Here is a 16,361-nt window from a genome sequence, read left to right as displayed (position 1 = left end):
AATTCCATAGCTGTCCTATCCCCCCGGGACGAACATTCGAAAAGGAATGACCAATGGCTATTTCCCGTATCTCTCTTTCGCTCGCCGCAGCAGCGCTTGCGCTCGCCGGCGGCATCGCGGCCGCCAAGAACCCGATGGTCGGCGGCGCCGCGATGTATGAGACCAAGACCATCGTCGAAAATGCCGCCAATTCGAAGGATCACACGACACTCGTCGCGGCGGTCAAAGCCGCTGGCCTCGCCGAGACCCTTTCGGGAGCGGGCCCCTTCACGGTCTTTGCGCCCACCACCGCTGCCTTTGCCAAGCTCCCCGCCGGCACCGTCGACACGCTGCTCAAGCCGGAGAACAAGGCGATGCTGACGGGCATCCTGACGTACCATGTCGTGCCGGGCCGCCTGACCGCGACCGATATTGCCGCGCAGGCCAAAGCCAATGGCGGCAAGGCCGTGCTCACCACGGTGCAGGGCGCCAAGCTCACCGTCTGGGAGAAGGATGGCAGCTGGTATGTGAGCGACGCCAAGGGCGGCACGGCGAAGATCGGCCCCGCCGACGTTCTTCAGTCGAACGGCGTGATCCACGTCATCGACACCGTGCTGCTTCCCGCCTGATACATTATCGGGGCCGCGCGACGCTTGTTGGCGCAGCTCGGCCCCGACAATCAAAAGCCCTCAAAGCCAGCCCGAAAGTTCGCTTCTTATCAGGGCGGTGAGCATATCCATCCCGGCATCGCTGTCGTTGAGACAGGGCACATAAGCGAAATGGCGTCCGCCGGCGGCAAGAAACTGCTCGCGCCCGCGGATAGCGATTTCCTCGAGGGTCTCGAGGCAATCCGCGGCGAACCCCGGCGCGATCACGGCCACCGACCGGCCTTCGCGCCCGAGCGTTTCGAGCGTCATGTCGGTTGCCGGTGTCAGCCATTTGGCCTTGCCGAAGCGCGACTGAAAGCTCGTAACGACACTCTTACCCAAGACCTCGCCCAACCGACGCGCGGTCTTGAGGCACATGCAGTGATAGGGATCGCCAAGATGCAGAGTGCGCTCCGGCATGCCGTGGAAGCTCGCGACGATCGTGTCGGGTACGAAGGCGAGGTCACCGATCGCACGTCCGAGCGACGACGCCAGTGCCTCGACATGGCGATCGTCATCATAATAGGGTGGAAGGATGCGCAGCGCCGGCTGCCAGCGCAGGCGCGCCATATGCGCCTGGACGGCATCGCCAACGCTTGCGGTCGTTGCGGCGCAATATTGAGGATAAAGAGGCGCAACGAGAATGCGGCGACATCCTGCCGCAAGAAGCGCGTCGATGCCGTCCGCGATCGAGCTGCTGCCATAGCGCATCGCATGCGCAACCACCGCGTCACCTCCGAGCGAAGCCTGAAGCGCCCTTGCCTGGCGGCGGGTGATCGCGGCGAGCGGCGAGCCCTCTGAAGTCCAGATTTCGCGGTAGGCATGCGCGGATTTCCGCGGCCGAACCGCAAGGACGATCCCGCGCAGGATCGGTTGCCAGATCAGCGAAGGCAGTTCGACAACGCGCCGGTCGGAAAGAAATTCCGCGAGATAGCGCCGGACCGCACGGCTCGTCGGCGCGTCGGGCGTCCCGAGGTTTACGAGAAGCACGCCGATGCGGTCGACCGGCACGGCGGGGTGCCCCGCCGGAAACGGGGCGGGCTCCGGCTCTACGAAACGATCCCCGATTTCAGCCGTTACCAGAGGCCCTTCGACAGTCATTGCAATCTCCGCGCGGACAGGACGCCTCGCGGCGACCGTGCCCCGCGACCTTGATCGCATGTCTCCGACTTGCCCCTCGCCGCCAAGCTGCACCAAGGGGCAGACTGGATGCCATTTCCCGCATGCCCGCAGGCGCCCCGGGGTTCGGGAACCGCGCTGGCTGCCGCGACACGTCAGCCGACTTTCCGGGCGGCCCGACGCTCTTGAAACGGCAAAACGGCTTTCCTAACTCATTCCCGGACGCGGGATTTTCCGCGTCCTAGGACAGAGAGAGCGCCGGCTCTAAGTCCCGGCGCATCTCATGCCCGAATTGCTTCAATCAGGAGAATTTGGAAATGAGAACCGATTTTGACTTCACCCCCTACCGCCGCTCGACGGTGGGCTTCGATCATCTCTTCGACCTGCTCGAGAAGGGGCAGCGCGGCGAGACGTCGGACGGCTTTCCTGCTTTCGACATCGTGCGCGACGCCGACGACCGTTTCCGCGTCACGCTGGCGGTGCCCGGTTTCAAGGCCGACGAGATCGAGATCGTCGCGCAGCAGAACCAGCTCAGCGTCACGGGCAAGCCGGCCGAGGAGGATGCGACACGCGCCTATCTCCACCGCGGCATCGCCCGCCGCGCGTTCGAGCGCCGCTTCCAGCTTGCCGACTATATCGAGGTCGGGCGCGCGAGCTTCGCCGACGGGCTGCTCACGATCGAACTGAGCCGCGTCGTCCCAGAGGCGATGAAGCCGCGCAAGATCGAGATCGGCAGCAGTGCCGGCAAGCCGCAGCGGATCGAAGCGCCGATGGATAAGGCGCTCGAAAGCGCCTGAGCTCGACAAGGGAGGCACGCCAACGGCGTGTCTCCCTCTCTTGCTGAAGCGCGATCGCCTCAGACCTGCTCCGGCGCGCCGCGTGTCCCTGGAACCGCCAGGCTAATCAAGCGAGCGAATGATGTCCGCCACGCGCCACTCGGCGGGCCCGACCAGCGCATCATGCGCGATCCGCACCGAGTGGAGCGCGGCTTCGATCTGGCGCCTCCACATGGCAAGAAAATCGAACAGCGCCGGAAAATCCGGCGGCAGGTCATAATCCTGCCAGACAAAGAGCTGGAGCAATGAGGGATGGTCGGGCCGGTAATAATGGACCTCGGCGGTCGTCAGCCCATAGCCGTCCAGCTGCGCGATCAGCGCCCGATCGGTCATGGCGTGCGCGCCTCACCGCCGTCGAGCGACCTAAGCGCCGCGAGCACGTCGTCGACCGCCACAGCGCGGCGCGCGCCGGGCGGCTTGCGTAGCGCGGGCTTGTTTCGGACCGCCGAGCGATCCGATGCCCAGGATGCCAGGAGGGCGCGCTTGACCTCGGGCTCGAGGCTCGGGTGACGCGCCACGTCAAAGGGGTGAAGAAAACGGGAAAATGGCTCGGACATGATCGTGCCTCCTTCCTTTTGGCCTTTCCTTTCTCATCGTGCGGCAGGGTGCCGTAGCCACAAATTTTGGGAACGAAGCGAGTCGAGTCAAGAGGTCTCAGCCCCTTGATAAGGATCACTTGTTTTGCGCTGACGAGAAGACGAAAAAATTTTCGTCGCCCCTCTTGAAGCAAAAAATTCCGCTTCCTAGCTCATCGGCGCCGCGCGTCCCGGACAGGCGCGCCGGCTTATCATATCGTTATGCAACATGGAGGTTATGCATGCATTTCCGACCCTTGCACGACCGTGTGGTCGTCCGCCGCATCGAAGCCGAGGAGAAAACCTCGGGCGGCATCATCATCCCCGACACCGCCAAGGAAAAGCCGCAGGAAGGCGAAGTCGTCGCCGTCGGTCCCGGCGTCCGCGCCGAGGACGGCACGGTCACCGCGCTCGACGTCAAGGCCGGCGACCGGATCCTGTTCGGCAAATGGTCGGGCACCGAGGTTCGCATCGACGGCGAGGAGCTGCTCATCATGAAAGAGAGCGACATCCTCGGGGTGATCGAGCAGGCCGAGGCGCTCAAGCAGGCGGCTTGATCGGTCGCCATTTCTGAATTCAGCCAGTGACAGGAAGGAGTTGCACCAATGGCTGCCAAGGAAGTGAAGTTTTCGTCGGACGCGCGTGATCGCATGCTGCGCGGCGTCGATACGCTTGCGAATGCGGTGAAGGTCACGCTGGGTCCGAAGGGCCGCAACGTCGTGATCGAGAAAAGCTTCGGCGCACCGCGCATCACCAAGGACGGGGTCACCGTCGCCAAGGAAATCGAGCTTGCCGACAAGTTCGAGAATATGGGCGCGCAGATGCTGCGCGAGGTCGCCTCGAAGCAGAACGACAAAGCCGGCGACGGCACGACCACCGCGACCGTACTCGCGCAGGCGATCGTCCGCGAAGGCTCGAAGGCGGTCGCTGCCGGCATGAACCCGATGGACGTCAAGCGCGGCATCGATCTTGCCGTGAGCACCGTCGTCGAAGACCTGAAGGCCCATGCGAAGTCGGTCGAGGCGAACAGCGAAATCGCGCAGGTCGCGACGATCTCGGCGAATGGCGACGAAGAGGTCGGCAAGATCCTCGCCGAGGCGATGGAGAAGGTCGGCAATGAGGGCGTGATCACCGTCGAGGAAGCGAAGAGCCTCGCGACCGAACTCGAGACGGTCGAGGGCATGCAGTTCGACCGCGGCTACCTCAGCCCTTATTTCATCACCAATGCCGAGAAGCTGAAGGTCGAACTCGACGACCCCTATATCCTCATCCACGAGAAGAAGCTCTCGAACCTGCAGGCGATGCTGCCGCTCCTCGAGAGCGTCGTCCAGTCGGGCCGGCCACTGCTGATCATCGCCGAGGATGTCGAGGGCGACGCGCTCGCGACGCTCGTCGTCAATCGCCTGCGCGGCGGGCTCAAGGTCGCCGCCGTCAAGGCGCCGGGCTTTGGCGACCGCCGCAAGGCGATGCTCGAGGATATAGCGGTACTCACCGGCGGCAATGTCGTCAGCGAGGAACTCGGCATCAAGCTCGAGAGCGTCACGATCAACATGCTCGGGCGCGCGAAGAAGGTGGTCATCGACAAGGATAATACGACGATCGTCGACGGCGTCGGCGCGAAGCCGGATATCGACGGCCGTATCGCGCAGATCCGCCAGCAGATCGAGACGACGACCAGCGACTATGACCGCGAGAAGCTGCAGGAGCGGCTTGCCAAGCTCTCGGGCGGTGTCGCGGTGATCCGTGTCGGCGGCGCGACCGAGGTCGAGGTCAAGGAGAAGAAGGACCGCGTCGACGACGCGCTCCACGCGACCCGCGCGGCGGTCGAGGAAGGCATCCTGCCCGGCGGCGGCATCGCGCTGCTGCGCTCGCTGAAGGCGCTCGAAGGCATCAAGGCCACAAACGACGACCAGCAGTCGGGCATCGACATCGTCCGCCGCGCACTCCGCGCCCCGGCGCGCCAGATCGCCGACAATGCCGGCGAGGACGGCGCATGGATCGTCGGCAAGCTCCTCGAAAGCGAGGAGTATAGCTGGGGCTTCAATGCCGCCACCGGCGAGTATCAGGACCTCGTCAAGGCGGGGGTGATCGATCCCGCGAAGGTCGTGCGCACCGCGCTTCAGGATGCCGCGTCGGTCGCGTCTCTGCTGATCACCACGGAGGCGCTCGTCGCCGAGCTGCCGAAGGAAGAGAAGGCCGCGCCGATGCCGGCGATGGATTTCTGACAGACCGGGGGCGGCGGGCCACCGCCGCCCCCGCATTTCCATACCGCCCTATTCACCAGCCGCCGCGCACCGCGCCACGCCTCGTCAAGCGAGCGAAGGGCATTTCTGCGTTCCGGGGCTCACCCGAGGTCCGTGCACGAAACGGGCTTCCAACCGGCGATCTGCCCCAAGGGACATGTTGCGACGCCATGCTGCGCTCGGGCATGCGCCGATCCGGCGGTCCACCTCCCTCTCCTCCCCTCCCGGAACGCCAACACTTCGCCGTCAGGAGGCCAGGACCATGCTTCACGTGCCCCCTTCCAGCCCCACCGTTGACGGCGCGATACCCCCCGAGGTTCTCGCGTCGGTGGAGACGCTGCTGCGCTGGGTCGGCGAGGATCCTAATCGCGAAGGCCTGCTCGACACACCGAAGCGCGTCGCGCGTGCCTGGAAGGATTATTGCCAGGGGTATGACGAGGATCCGGCGGTGCATCTCTCGCGCACCTTCGAAGAGGTCGGCGGCTATGACGAGATCGTCTTGCTGCGCGACATCCCGTTCCAGTCGCATTGCGAGCATCATATGGCGCCGATCACCGGAAAGGCGTCGATCGCCTACCTCCCCCGCGACCGCGTCGTCGGCATCTCCAAGCTCGCGCGCGTGCTGAACGGCTATGCGCGCCGGCTGCAGGTGCAGGAGCGGCTGACCGCCGAGGTCGCCCGATGCATCTGGGACAATCTCCGTCCGCACGGCGTCGCCGTGGTGATCGACGCCCAGCATGGCTGCATGACCGGGCGCGGCGTGCGCACGCCCGGCGTCGGCATGGTCACGAGCCGGCTCCTCGGCTGCTTCCTCGACGACCAGCGGAGCCGCAAGGAAGTGCTCGCACTGATGGGCTATTGATGCGCCGGTCGAGAATCCGGACCGGTCTCGCGAGCGTTACCCGCCCCCATGAGGCGCTCGCCAGAATTCTGTGCGGCGCCGCCTCGCGCGGGTCTCCTGCCGGGATTGCACCGACATGATGCGGTCTCCACAACCATCCGACGATCTTGGCCATCTTCCGAACAGCTTGCGTGGGCAGCCGGACGAAGCGGGTCATTTCGGGAAATTCGGGGGCCGCTTCGTCCCCGAAACGCTCATGCCCCTCATCCTCGATCTGGAGCGCGAATATCGAGCCGCAAAGCGCGACCCGGCCTTCCAGGCCGAGTTCGACGACCTGCTCGAACATTATGTCGGCCGTCCCAGTCCGCTATATTTCGCGCCGCGGTTGACGTCCGCGCTCGGCGGCGCTCAAATCTGGTTCAAGCGCGACGAACTCAATCACACAGGCGCCCACAAGATCAACAATTGCGTCGGGCAGATCCTGCTGGCGATCCGGATGGGCAAAACCCGCATCATCGCGGAAACGGGCGCGGGCCAGCACGGGGTGGCGACGGCAACCGTCTGCGCGCGCTTTGGCCTGCCCTGCGTCGTCTATATGGGCGCCGCCGACATCGCGCGGCAAGCGCCCAATGTCTTCCGCATGAAGCTGCTGGGCGCCGAGGTCGTGCCGGTCACGGCCGGCGCCGAGACGCTGAAGGACGCGATGAACGAGGCGCTGCGCGACTGGGTCGCCCATGTCGAGGACACTTTCTACATCATCGGCACTGCGGCCGGCCCGCATCACTATCCGGAACTTGTGCGCGATTTCCAGAGCGTGATCGGCAGAGAAGCACGCAAGCAGATGCTCGCCCGTACCGGCCGCCTGCCCGATCTCCTTGTCGCTGCAATCGGCGGCGGATCGAATGCGATCGGTCTCTTTCACCCGTTCCTTGACGACCCGATGGTGAAGATGCTCGGCGTCGAGGCGGCCGGCCATGGCCTCGACAAGGAACATGCCGCCTCACTGGCCGGCGGGCGTCCCGGCATTCTTCACGGCAACAAGACCTATCTGCTGCAGGATGACGACGGGCAGATCATCGAAGGCCATTCGATCAGCGCAGGTCTCGATTATCCCGGCATCGGCCCCGAGCATGCATGGCTCAAGGACATCGGGCGGGCGGACTATACCTCCGCGACCGACGCCGACGCGCTCGAGGCCTTTCAGCTGCTTTGCAGAACAGAGGGTATCATCCCGGCGCTTGAGCCCAGTCACGCCGTCGCCGCGGTTGCCAGGATCGCGCCGACGATGCCCAAAGATAGTATCATCATCGTCAACATGTGCGGACGAGGGGACAAGGACATATTCTCCGTGGCCCAGCATCTCGGCGTGGAACTTTGAGCGCGACGAAAGGTAGGGGCACGGGACGTGTGATCGAAGACACTGGCGCTACAGATTTCGGATCTATGAGGGACGGATGATGATAAGGGTGTTTCTTGTAGAAGACGATCCGCTGGTGGCGATGATGCTTGAGGGGTATCTCGACGTGCTTGGACACGAGATCGTGGTAACCGCAGCGACCGTCGCGGAGGCGCTGGATCTCGTCGCGAAGCGAGATTTCGACCTCGCAATATTGGATGTTCACCTTGCCGATGGCAAAACGAGCGAGGCGGTCGCTTCCGCGTTGAGCGATGCCGGGAAGGCTTTCATAGCGACGAGCGGAGATGCGACGATCATGGCGGCTGAATTTGATGGCCGGCCAGTTCTTCGCAAACCTTTCAGGATTGCCGAGCTCGAACGGGCAATCGCCGCTATAATGGGGTAGCCCGCGGTCACAGGCCGGAGCCTTCTCGACGGTCGTTATTCGGGCGCGACTTGGTGACGGGCCATGTGCGGCATGAAATCCATCTTGCCTATGGCAAGACCTGCGTTGCGCAGCGGCGCGTAAGCCATCGTCGCATGAAAGTAGAAATTTGGCATGATCCAGTCGCGGACTCAAAGCCGCGATTGCAGCCTTAACATTCTCGTGGCAGATTGTCGTCGATGGGGTCGTTTCGTAGTTTTTTGATCATCCTTTGGCTGGCGCTGGCCGCCTACACCGCTGTAGTCATTTCCCGCCACGGCCTTGGATTGTTACCGATCTTTTTCGGAGACGTAGCGAAGCTGGGATGGCCCGGGCAGTTCAACCTCGATTTTCTCTGCTTTCTCATCCTCTCTGCGCTTTGGACGGCTTGGCGGAATGGATTCAGTGCGATCGCCCTGCTCCTCGCGCTCATCGCCTTTTTCGGAGGCGCGGGTTTCCTGCTTCCCTACCTCGTCTTTCTCACAGTTCGTGAACGAGGAAACATGCCCCGGGTGCTGATCGGCGCGCGAACCCGAAGAGGTGAGCCTTACAGCGGACGATGAGCGCGACGGCATTTCGCCGTCATCGAACGAACCGCGCTTCTCGCGGCGCCGCTTGGCCGGTTTCGGACTGGCAGCTTCGCAGCTGAGAACCTAGAGAAGCGGACATTCGTGGCCGGTGGAGCGAGAATGACAGCTAGTGGCCGATTTCGGACTGGCAGCTTCAAGACGGTCAACCGAGGGAAGCAGACGTTCTACGCGCGAGGTGGACTGTCACAGCTTGCGACGACAGCTTTGTCACAAGTTTGACATGAACCATATGGCAAACGCTCCCACGCCGGCCAAGGTAATAGCTAGCATTATTCGCACAATGAGTGGGTCTTGTGGTGCGAGCTCCTCAGGCCAAGGTAATGTCAGCGCTCGCAACGGTGCAACGAAGGCGACGCCTGCGCCTGCGACGCGCAACCAATCCAAGGCGATCCATTGCTTGGTCATGACAATCGATTGGGCGTCCGTAATCGTGTCCTTGGGTGAGTGAACACCATGATAATATAGCGCTGCGTTCATCGGCCAGAACGCCGCCACGGTCAGTATAAGCAGGAGCAAGATACCGATCGAGGGGAGGCATAGCATCCAGCGGTAGTGCCATGGAGTGCGCCATCCGGCAGCAAGTGCACCGAACCCTGCGATCAGCATTGCGGCGGAAAGCGGGATAAAGAAGGCGCCGGTATCGACGGGCCATGCTTTGCCATAGGGCATCATGGCAAGCGACGCGGGCGGAGACGCGGCCCACGCACCCGCCAAGACCAGTAGATCGAATAATTTCGCACCCAGTAGCGGCCCCCCGGCAAGGACGGCGAGCCAGAGGAAGGCACGAGTAACCTTTTGCCGACTTGCCATTAGCTGCCTCAAGACGCCTCCCGTATCAGGCGATAATTCCTCAAAACCGGTCGTTTAGCAATCCACCCCATTACTGCCATTGGAGGCACCAGCCGTCACGCCAGTCGCCGAGACCGCCGACTCTGGCCGACCGCGGACGGGCAGCCTTAAGGCCAAAATTGAGAGAAGCGGACGTTAGCGGCGCGCAGCTTTGCCGCGACCGGAATCGACCGATTGCGGACGTTACCCTTTCACATCCGTATTCTGGAGCCACGCGGTTTCTTTGGCTGAAACCTCAAGAATTGCCTCATCGCTGAGGCTGCGCCACGGTTCGCCAGCTGTATCAAACTCAACCAGATGATAACGCCGACCGCAGGTTCGCCAACTCGTGCACGGGCACAGGTTCGGCTTTTGATCCCAAGATAGCTCGGCCAAGCGCTTGAGTTCTTCAATCGCTTCATCGCGGCTGGAAAATTCGCCGATCCACTCCGCGTGCCATTCATCTTCGATCACAAACATCGGCATTGCTTACGGGGGTCATGGCCCGCTTTCCACCCCGTTTCGGCCATTCGCTGCCGATCTTGATGTAAGGACCGGCATCGCTCCGGCGGACATTCTTTTCCGCGTTGGGTGGCTAGGGTTGCCGCTGATCTGGATTCCAAAGCCGGGCAAAGATACGCCGATTGTGCCAGACCAGTAGAGAGAACCATATAGGCCAGACGCTACCCCACACGAACTTGCCGGTCAGGAACCAATGAAAACCTGCAATAACAACAATTGACGGACCAAGCAGGATCAAGCCCATCGGCGCGCTGCGTTGGAACAACAACGCGACGCCGCCCGCCAGCATTGTCGCGATGATAAGTGGGTTCATGAACCCGGTCCTGTCCAGGGCCAACGCGAAGTCGCTTGCCGCCGCCACCGTCTCGGGCGGATTCTGCCCATCGAACTGGATAATCACCATCAAAGGGGCATATATAAAGAACAAGCCGAGCAATATTCGAGCAAACGCCCATCCCCGCTTAGCCAACTGCATAGGGACTCTCTTTCTAGCTTTGCACCGCATACCCGGAATGGTTCAATGCCACGGATCACGCAAACCTTACAATAGTCGGGAGTTTCTCGCGGTGGCCGATCAAGGCTGGCACAGATCGTCTTCGCCGTTGATTGAACTGCGCAGAGCCCACCGCGGCAGATGCGTTGCTTCGCAAGCCGGCGCCTTGGCCAAAACTGGCTGTTCCGCTTTCCACCCCATTCTGAACGGTGAGGCCGCTCGCGATCTCGCCAGCAGATGCCATCGCTAACTTTGGCCGATTTCGGTCGGGCAGGCTTCAGGATTCAGGATTCATTTCGCGGTAGCGGACCTTCGTCAACCTTCTTGGTTGGTAGACTTGAAACAACCCGTTGCCGACCCGCGTTGCTTGTGGAAAAATGCTTGGAAAGGAGACGGGAAATGAACAAGGTGGAACGCCGGATTCTCAATCGCGGCATCGCTGCTGGAACGCTAATCGGATTGGCAACAGGCAGCATCATCGCCCTCATGATCGTGATGCGATTTTTCTGAGGCGTCGGGGTAACATAGCTGCTGGAGCTGGCCGAGAGCGGAACGTCAACTTTTTGCAGCCAAGTCGCAAAAGCGGCCGCTCCCCTTCGACTACGTCCATACTATTACTCGCAACCTACCCCATCACTGTCGCGATCAAGATGTCGGGCATAGCCCGGATCGCCGCGTCTGACGGGCGCTGCGCCAGCAGCGCGCGCGGCGGTACAGTTCGCGTAATAGGCGCTCCCGCCTGACAGGCGCTGGCGGCGCTCGGCGGGCGGAGCACCCTGCCCTGGAGACCGATGGCAATGGCGGCCGCCGTTTTTCCGATCATTGTGACAACCATCGGCAGCGAGCCCGCCGGGGTGGGCCCCGGCGGCCAAGGGCAATAGAGCCGCGATGAAGAAGATCATTTTTAGCATGGTCTTATGAGCAGCCAGGTCAGATTGAGCAGTCTTTGCGTGTCGCCGCCACCGAATCGAATGCCGGGCCGCGCGCGTTTAACCCTTCGAACAAATCTATGCGGACTGTCGCCCCCGCCTTCAGAAGCGCGGGATTTGTCTCGCAAATCCTGCGGATGATCTGTCGCCGGCCGTTTTCTGTCACGGCGGCGCCCTTCTGATCCACCAGGGCGGTCATGACGAGGCTGTTTCCGTCAGCCCGAACCTTGGAGACAGTCGTTTTCTCCATAAAGGAAATCGGGGTTTTCATGGTTCGCGCGGCGCTTGCCAATTCCGCATCGAGATCCACCGGTGAAATCTGTACTGGCGCGCTTGCACCTGTCGCCGATATTGCCGAGCCCGTTTCGACAACTGCTCCCGCACTCACAGCGCCGCCAGACACCCCATCAACAGGCGGTTCCTGTGCGACGGGAGCAAGGTTGGTATAGATCGGAGCTGGCGTTCCCGGTTTCACGAGCCGAAAAGAAAAGGGATAGCGCTCGCCGTTCCAGTCGAGATTGATCGTCACGATCTTGGGAAGCGTCTTGTCCTTGATTTTCGCCAACACAATCTTCCCGCCATAGCTCCGATCCGGATCGATGGTCGAAAGCTGCACGACGCTGTTCGCCAGTTCGCGGCGCGTTTGATCGAGGCGTTGCTGGACATTGTAGATCGCGTAGCCCGTTCCGGCGGTGATGGCGGCCGCCTGGATTTGCCCGTAGGCGCTCGGGGCACTGTAATATCCATGATAGGATCCGCGCGGCGTGTAAAAACTGCTGTGATAGGTGTCACGCTGGCTGGCAGCGCCCGCCGCCGCGAGGCCACCGAGCGCGGCGATGCCGATCTGCGTCCACATCGCACGGTTCTTCGCCTTCTTCTCGAGGTCTTGTCGCGAAAAGATGGCGAGAGGCTGCCCACCGGCGTTAATAGAGAAATTGGTGATGTCGATATTGGCGGGTAGCTGGCCGGCATTGTAAACGCCGACGAAGAAGGCCAGACTTCCGTGATCGACCGGCATGGGCTGGATCTGGACTGAGCCTTGTCGATTGAAAAGCTCGACCGTCGCGACGCCCTGATCATAGCGGACGGTCTCGTTCCCGACCTGAACTGGCTGGATGAGAAATTTCTCTTTTGCCATGGCGCCTTGAGCGATGGTCGTCGATATTCCAAGCAACGCGATTATAAATACTACCCGCTTCATTGTTCGTCCCCCGACAAAAACTGTCGGCGGCTGATATTCCGAACCAATTAGCGCCGGATTAAAGCCCTGCTATCGTGATCAGCTATTTGATCCGATCTGGCGCATATTTTCACCGCATCGATCAACGGTGCGCAAACGGAGCGGACCGACTGCCGTTCAACACTCTCACTCAAATCCCAGCTCGACCTCAGTGCCAAAACTGGCCGATAGTCGACTGTCCGCTTTCGGTCCCGATCGAGGGAATAGCTGCCCTCTCAGCCGCTACGCTGGATTCGAGATTACTGCGCGAGCGTTCTTAGCGAAGCGTCGCGATAGGCCGTCCAAGCTGCTGCAGCGACCACCAGATCCGCGGCAGCAGTGCCGACCGACTTAAATAGGGTAACTTCATACTCCCCTTGACGGTGAAGAGGAGAGGAAGCCAGATCGGCCAAATCGCCCAAAATCGCATCGTTGGTGATCCGGCCTTCGCGCAAAGGCACGATCAGATCGCCCGCCTCCGCCAGAACTCCTTCAACCGTGTCAACGAAGACACGCGACGTCGCCACTCCATCGGCGTCGATTTCGCGCATATCGGGACGATATCCGCCCACCAGATCGACGTGAGCGCCCTCGCGAAGCCAGCTCCCGAGGATCAGGGGAACAGTTGATCGTGTGGCCGAGCACACGATGTCGGCCCACCCGACGGCGGCCTCGATATCTGTCACAAAACTGGTTTCGACATTCGGAAGTCTGCTCCGAATGCACTCGACAGCCCGCTCGCCTCGCTCGGCGTTGCGTGCCCAGACTTTGACCTCGCCGATAGGCCGAACCGAAGCATGGGAAGATGCGAGATAGGGAATCAGATGACCCGATCCCAAGAGCGCAAGTTTGGTGGCGTCCGCTCTGGCGAGCCTGCTGGCAGCCATCGCCGAAACGGCGGCAGTGCGATAGCCCGTCAGCGCTTCTGCATCGAAAGTCGCGAGCGGCGCGCCGGTTGCGGTATCGAAGAGAGCAAAGAGACCCTGGATCGGCGGGCGCCCTGTTCCGCTGTTCTCGGGCGTGACAGTCAGGATCTTCACGCCCGAGAACCCGTCGGAGAAGGCCGGCATGACGAGAAGCTCCCCGCCTCCCGACGTGCCGATTCGTTGCCGAAGGGGAGGTTTCTCCGCCGTCTTGAACGCCTCTACCAACAGTTCCACCAGATCGATCCGCTGGAAAATTTGGCCGAGCTGGCCTGCACCCAGATGAAGCAAGCTCTCCGCCTCCCCTTTTCACATCATGCCCTGCCTCGTCGGCCCGAAGCTAGATCTTCAGGCTGACGGTGGCCTTGATCGTGCGAGGCCGGATCGTTCCCAAATTGTCATAGTAGGTGCCCAGACCGCCGAAGGTCTCGCCGTAAAAGCGGGGGAACGTATAGTCATCGGTGATTCCGCGCTTGTCGAAGAGGTTATCGACCGCAAGCGTGAATGTCGCCGTGTCGGTTTTGACACCGGCGCGAAGCGCGAGCGTCGTAAAGCCGGGGATCAGCACATAGGGGGTGTTGACGCTGGCGATATAGCTGTTCGGTCGATTAGAGCTGCCCGTGAAGGTGCTTCCGACGAAACCGTCGAGGTTGCTGCTAAGAGCCCATTCATAATCGGCAGTCAGCGAGCCGCTCCAACGCGGCGTACCCGCCATGCGCTCGCCGGGCGCGGCACCGACACCGGCGCGCTCGTCGGTGGTGATGCTCGCGTCTGTATAGGCGAGCGTCCCCGCGAAGGTCAGGCCATCGATCGGCGTATAGCTCGCCGATGCTTCGAAGCCCTTGCTCTCCGCTTTGCCATTGTTGCCGCGGAATGTCTGGAAGTCGACGATCAGCGGCAGCTGGATCGACGACCATTTTATATAGAAGCCGGCAAGGTTGAAATGCAGCCTGTTGTCCGCGGTGCTCGCCTTCAACCCGAGCTCGTAATTGGTCAGTTCCTCGGGCTCGAACTCGAACGGGATGACTTGCCCGACCCGGAAGAAATTCGGGCCGCCGGCGCGATAGCCGCGCGAGACGTTCCCGTAGAGCATCACATCTTCGGTCGGATGGTAGCGGCCGGTGACGGTCCAGGTGATCGCATCGTCGCGTGATGAGCCCATCCGGCCGTTGAACTGGCCGTCGCCACCATAGCCCTGCCCGTCCTGCTTGTTTTCGCTGTAGCGGACACCGGCAGCGATGTCGAAGCTCGGTCCGAAATAGTAGGTCGCGTTGGCGAAGGCAGCCTTTTCCTCATATTTTGCGATCGTGCCGCTGAAGAAGTCGACCGTCGTGGCCTGCGTGTTAAGGTCGACGATAAAGTCGGTCGACGTGCGATTGTACCGCTCGTTCGTATAATAGGCGCCGAGCTGCCATTCGAAACCATGCTGGTCAGCACTCTCGGACTGCAGGCGGATTTCCTGCACGAACTTCTTGTTCTCGCCCGCACCTTCCGACGAAATCCGTGTACCTGCCGTGAAGGACGGACCGTTCGAAGCCCGCCGATATTTCTGATCCGTCCAGCTCGATGTCGAGAACAGGGTAGCGAAGCCGAAATCGTAGCTGATCGTCGCATTGTAGAGATTGAAGCGATCGCGGATGAACTCGGGGAGCGGGCGCGACTGCGTGAGGTCGCCGAAGGCCGGCGTGAGTGTATTTCGGATCGCATCGACCGAGGACTCACCGCCGACGTTTAGTCGCTGCGTGAATGCGCTGAGCTTGATCACGAGATCGTCGACCGGCCGCAACTCGAGGGTGGCGCGGCCGCCGCGGTTCTTGGCGAAGTTCACGTCGTCGTCGCCGAGGGCCACATTGTCGATGAATCCGGCATCCTTGCGATAATTGCCCACGACGCGAAGGGCGGCCCAGTCGGCGATCGGCACATTCACCATCGCCTTCCCGGAGTAGTCCGTGCCACCCTTGTGGACCGAACCGACGCTCGCCTCTACCGCGGCAGCGAAGCCCCCGAAATCGGGAGCATTGGTGACATATTTGATCACGCCGCCGAGCGCATTAGCGCCGTAGAGCGTTCCCTGAGGACCTTTGAGAACTTCAATCCGGCTCATGTCAAACGGGTCGAGATCGGGATTGAGCTCACCCGCCAGCGCAGCTGTCGCAGCTGCGGTGATGGGGGTCTCATCGAGATATTGGGCGACCGAGCTGCTCGGTTGCGTCGTCCCGACGTTGATGCCGCGAATGCTGATCTGGGTGCGGCCCGGTGCCACAGCCTGAAATGACAGGCCGGGGGTCAGGCGCGAGAAATCCTGAAAGGACGAGATGCCAAGTTCCGACAATCGATCGCCGCTGAGGGCGGTGATCGACGACCCGACATTCGAGAGGTTTTCGTTCCGCTTCGAGGCGGTCACGACGATATCGTTCGAGTCCTGAAATTCGGCCGAGTCCGCTGCCGGCGCCTCAGGCGCGGCCTGGGCGTAGGCTGCGCCGGGGACCATCGCCGCAAGGCTCGCTCCCGACGCGAGCAACAGGGCGGTCGACAGGCGAGGCCTCCGCGAGGCGGCAAAAATCCGAACTGAGCTTGCAATCTTGGTCATCACGAAACCTCCCATCGTGTTCGCGGCGACTCCTGTCAAAAATGTGACATTATGTCCAGTGAATTTTCCATATTGGACATATTTTGACGAAACACCTTGTCTAAACGAGGTGGAAACCTATACATTCTAGCGAATTGTCCGGGCGCTGTTTTGTGGACAGAGTGTTGGCCGCGCACGGATTCACGCGCCGCTTAGACGAGGGAGCAA

The 16,361-nt window shown here is 61.7% G+C and carries 19 protein-coding genes; 8 read left to right on the top strand and 11 right to left on the bottom strand.

What is annotated here, in order from left to right; translation table 11 throughout:
* Positions 1 to 53: 53 nt before the first annotated feature.
* Positions 54 to 608 (top strand): fasciclin domain-containing protein, encoded by a 555-nt coding sequence (locus tag GGC65_RS21380; RefSeq protein ID WP_192648993.1) that lies wholly within the window; start codon positions 54 to 56, stop codon positions 606 to 608.
* 60 nt (positions 609 to 668) lie between these two features.
* Here the strand turns inward: GGC65_RS21380 and hemH are convergent, their stop codons facing one another.
* Positions 669 to 1,727, bottom strand: coding sequence for a ferrochelatase (gene hemH, locus GGC65_RS21375; protein WP_192648992.1), 1,059 nt, complete (start codon positions 1,725 to 1,727; stop codon positions 669 to 671).
* Between the two features lie 335 nt (positions 1,728 to 2,062).
* Between hemH and GGC65_RS21370 the strand changes: the two genes are divergently transcribed.
* Complete coding sequence (locus GGC65_RS21370) at positions 2,063 to 2,542, top strand: Hsp20 family protein (protein ID WP_192648991.1); 480 nt, start codon at positions 2,063 to 2,065, stop codon at positions 2,540 to 2,542.
* 102 nt (positions 2,543 to 2,644) lie between these two features.
* Here the strand turns inward: GGC65_RS21370 and GGC65_RS21365 are convergent, their stop codons facing one another.
* Both GGC65_RS21365 and GGC65_RS21360 read right to left on the bottom strand, forming a co-directional pair.
* Entirely contained in the window at positions 2,645 to 2,914 is a 270-nt protein-coding gene (locus tag GGC65_RS21365; protein ID WP_192648990.1) for an usg protein, read from the bottom strand.
* Positions 2,911 to 3,138 (bottom strand): hypothetical protein, encoded by a 228-nt coding sequence (locus GGC65_RS21360; protein ID WP_192648989.1) that lies wholly within the window; start codon positions 3,136 to 3,138, stop codon positions 2,911 to 2,913. The genes GGC65_RS21365 and GGC65_RS21360 overlap by 4 nt, the downstream gene beginning before the upstream one ends.
* A 260-nt stretch (positions 3,139 to 3,398) precedes the next feature.
* Between GGC65_RS21360 and groES the strand changes: the two genes are divergently transcribed.
* From groES to GGC65_RS21335, 5 genes are all read left to right on the top strand, one after another.
* The gene (groES, locus tag GGC65_RS21355) at positions 3,399 to 3,713 is read left to right on the top strand and encodes a co-chaperone GroES (RefSeq protein WP_054727958.1); all 315 of its coding nucleotides are present in this window, start codon (positions 3,399 to 3,401) and stop codon (positions 3,711 to 3,713) included.
* A 48-nt stretch (positions 3,714 to 3,761) separates the two neighbouring features.
* Positions 3,762 to 5,381 carry a chaperonin GroEL gene (gene groL / locus GGC65_RS21350; protein ID WP_192648988.1) on the top strand — a complete coding sequence of 540 codons (1,620 nt, stop codon included), beginning with the start codon at positions 3,762 to 3,764 and terminating at the stop codon, positions 5,379 to 5,381.
* 280 nt (positions 5,382 to 5,661) lie between these two features.
* Positions 5,662 to 6,261 (top strand): GTP cyclohydrolase I FolE, encoded by a 600-nt coding sequence (folE, locus tag GGC65_RS21345; RefSeq protein WP_192648987.1) that lies wholly within the window; start codon positions 5,662 to 5,664, stop codon positions 6,259 to 6,261.
* A 118-nt stretch (positions 6,262 to 6,379) separates the two neighbouring features.
* Positions 6,380 to 7,618 carry a tryptophan synthase subunit beta gene (gene trpB / locus GGC65_RS21340; protein ID WP_192649669.1) on the top strand — a complete coding sequence of 413 codons (1,239 nt, stop codon included), beginning with the start codon at positions 6,380 to 6,382 and terminating at the stop codon, positions 7,616 to 7,618.
* A 79-nt stretch (positions 7,619 to 7,697) separates the two neighbouring features.
* A complete protein-coding gene (locus GGC65_RS21335; RefSeq protein ID WP_192648986.1) occupies positions 7,698 to 8,042 on the top strand; it encodes a response regulator in 345 nt (114 codons plus the stop codon).
* A 35-nt stretch (positions 8,043 to 8,077) separates the two neighbouring features.
* On the opposite strand, the gene GGC65_RS21330 is transcribed toward GGC65_RS21335, so the two are convergent.
* Positions 8,078 to 8,197: a DUF1993 family protein gene (locus GGC65_RS21330; RefSeq protein ID WP_225940948.1), complete on the bottom strand. Its 120-nt coding sequence runs from the start codon at positions 8,195 to 8,197 to the stop codon at positions 8,078 to 8,080.
* Between the two features lie 63 nt (positions 8,198 to 8,260).
* Between GGC65_RS21330 and GGC65_RS21325 the strand changes: the two genes are divergently transcribed.
* Positions 8,261 to 8,623, top strand: a complete 363-nt coding sequence (locus GGC65_RS21325; RefSeq protein WP_137892568.1) for a hypothetical protein — start codon at positions 8,261 to 8,263, stop codon at positions 8,621 to 8,623.
* A 234-nt stretch (positions 8,624 to 8,857) separates the two neighbouring features.
* On the opposite strand, the gene GGC65_RS21320 is transcribed toward GGC65_RS21325, so the two are convergent.
* The 7 genes from GGC65_RS21320 to GGC65_RS21290 form a co-directional block, all read right to left on the bottom strand.
* Positions 8,858 to 9,460 (bottom strand): DUF1772 domain-containing protein, encoded by a 603-nt coding sequence (locus tag GGC65_RS21320; protein WP_192648985.1) that lies wholly within the window; start codon positions 9,458 to 9,460, stop codon positions 8,858 to 8,860.
* A gap of 222 nt (positions 9,461 to 9,682) precedes the next feature.
* On the bottom strand, positions 9,683 to 9,958 hold the full coding sequence (locus tag GGC65_RS21315) for a hypothetical protein (RefSeq protein WP_192648984.1): 276 nt from the start codon (positions 9,956 to 9,958) through the stop codon (positions 9,683 to 9,685).
* Positions 9,959 to 10,073: 115 nt separating this feature from the next.
* Complete coding sequence (locus GGC65_RS21310; protein ID WP_192648983.1) at positions 10,074 to 10,475, bottom strand: hypothetical protein; 402 nt, start codon at positions 10,473 to 10,475, stop codon at positions 10,074 to 10,076.
* Positions 10,476 to 11,107: 632 nt separating this feature from the next.
* Positions 11,108 to 11,395 carry an excalibur calcium-binding domain-containing protein gene (locus GGC65_RS21305; RefSeq protein ID WP_225941278.1) on the bottom strand — a complete coding sequence of 96 codons (288 nt, stop codon included), beginning with the start codon at positions 11,393 to 11,395 and terminating at the stop codon, positions 11,108 to 11,110.
* A gap of 28 nt (positions 11,396 to 11,423) precedes the next feature.
* Positions 11,424 to 12,623 carry a hypothetical protein gene (locus GGC65_RS21300; RefSeq protein ID WP_192648981.1) on the bottom strand — a complete coding sequence of 400 codons (1,200 nt, stop codon included), beginning with the start codon at positions 12,621 to 12,623 and terminating at the stop codon, positions 11,424 to 11,426.
* A 278-nt stretch (positions 12,624 to 12,901) separates the two neighbouring features.
* Positions 12,902 to 13,855 (bottom strand): ornithine cyclodeaminase family protein, encoded by a 954-nt coding sequence (locus tag GGC65_RS21295; RefSeq protein WP_192648980.1) that lies wholly within the window; start codon positions 13,853 to 13,855, stop codon positions 12,902 to 12,904.
* 49 nt (positions 13,856 to 13,904) lie between these two features.
* Complete coding sequence (locus GGC65_RS21290) at positions 13,905 to 16,154, bottom strand: TonB-dependent receptor (RefSeq protein ID WP_192648979.1); 2,250 nt, start codon at positions 16,152 to 16,154, stop codon at positions 13,905 to 13,907.
* Positions 16,155 to 16,361: the final 207 nt, after the last annotated feature.

Origin of the sequence: Sphingopyxis sp. OAS728 (assembly GCF_014873485.1) — a bacterium.
Taxonomy (GTDB): Bacteria; Pseudomonadota; Alphaproteobacteria; order Sphingomonadales; family Sphingomonadaceae; genus Sphingopyxis.
The sequence above is the reverse complement of the archived record's forward strand: the minus strand, read 5'-3'. Positions and strand labels throughout refer to the sequence as shown.